The organism is Tepidimonas charontis, from assembly GCF_007556685.1.
In the GTDB taxonomy this organism is placed as follows: domain Bacteria; phylum Pseudomonadota; class Gammaproteobacteria; order Burkholderiales; family Burkholderiaceae_C; genus Tepidimonas; species Tepidimonas charontis.
Genome location: NZ_VJON01000091.1, coordinates 1 through 1,333 on the forward strand (window position 1 = coordinate 1; position 1,333 = coordinate 1,333).

The window sequence follows — 1,333 nt, forward strand, 5'->3', positions numbered from 1 at the left end:
TGTAGAAGCAAGATAGTAATGTCCGCTTCCGGCAAAGTAGAAATGTCCGCTTGTTGGTCTGGAAGCGGAGGGCTGGGTGGACAAGCGCATCGAGATGAGCGAGCGGGAGATCGAGCGGCTCAAGGTGCTGGAGCGGATCAAGGAAGGTGCGCTCAGTCAGCGGCAAGGGGCGGCGCTCCTGGGGATGACGGATCGGCAGATCAGAAGGCTGCTGCGGCGCTATGAGCGCGAAGGTGCGGCAGGGCTCGTGAGCCGACGGCGTGGCAAGCCCTCGAACCGGCGGATTGCAGAAGATGTCAAGGCAGCGATCCTGACGCGGGTGCAGGCGCGCTATGCCGACTTTGGCCCCACGCTGGCGGCCGAGTACCTGGCTGCAGATGGCTATACGGTCTCCAAGGAGACCTTGCGCCGCTGGATGGGCGAGGCGGGTTTGTGGCAGACAAAGCTCAAGCGCCCCAGCCGTGTGCATCCGCCCAGGCCCCGGCGGGCGCGGCTGGGCGAGTTGGTGCAGATTGACGGCAGCCCGCATGACTGGTTTGAAGGGCGTGGGCGGCGCTGCACGCTCATTGCCTTCATCGACGATGCCAGCAGTCGGGTGATGTTGGCCCGCTTTGTGCCGGTGGAAAGCACACAAGCCTACCTCGATGCGCTGCAGGCCTATGTGACGGCTTATGGCTGCCCTGTGGCGCTGTACAGCGACCGGCACGGTATCTTCACCAAGCACGACCCGGAGGATGCCGAGCCCACTCAGTTCCAGCGCGCAACAGCCGCTCTTGGCATCGAAACCATCCAGGCGCTGACGCCGCAGGCCAAGGGGCGGGTGGAGCGGCTGTTTCAGACCTTGCAGGATCGGCTCATCAAGGCCATGCGGCTGGCGGGCATCGACTCGATCGAGCAGGCCAATGCCTTCTTGGAAGGGTATCTGCCTGAGCACAATGGGCGCTTTGCGGTGTTGCCGGCCGACCCCGAGGATGCGCACCAGGCTTACACCGCCACGGGCGAGGAGCTGGCCCGCATCTGCGCCATCCATCACAGCCGCACCCTGTCCAAGGACCTGGTAGTGTCGTTCAGGAGGCAACGCTACATCGTGCAGACCAACGGTGCGCCACGCTATGGCTTACGGGGCAAGACGATCACGGTGGTGGAGTATGCCGACGGGCGGGTGGAGCTCTTGGCGGGCAAGGAAAGCCTGCCCTACAAGGTGTTCGATCCTGCTCCAGCCACCCCCAGCGCCGTCGATGACAAGACGCTCAATGCGCGGGTGGATGACATCCTCAAAGCGCGCCAAGTCAAACAGCCATGGTGTCCCGGCCCTGAGCACCCCTGGCGTCGT

General features: G+C 64.1%; 1 protein-coding gene. It reads left to right on the forward strand.

The annotated features are described in order from the left end of the window. Window positions 1-76: 76 nt before the first annotated feature. Window positions 77-1,333, forward strand: a 1,257-nt coding sequence (locus tag Tchar_RS13455; RefSeq protein ID WP_201739389.1) for an ISNCY family transposase, incomplete at its 3' end; no start/stop codon positions are given.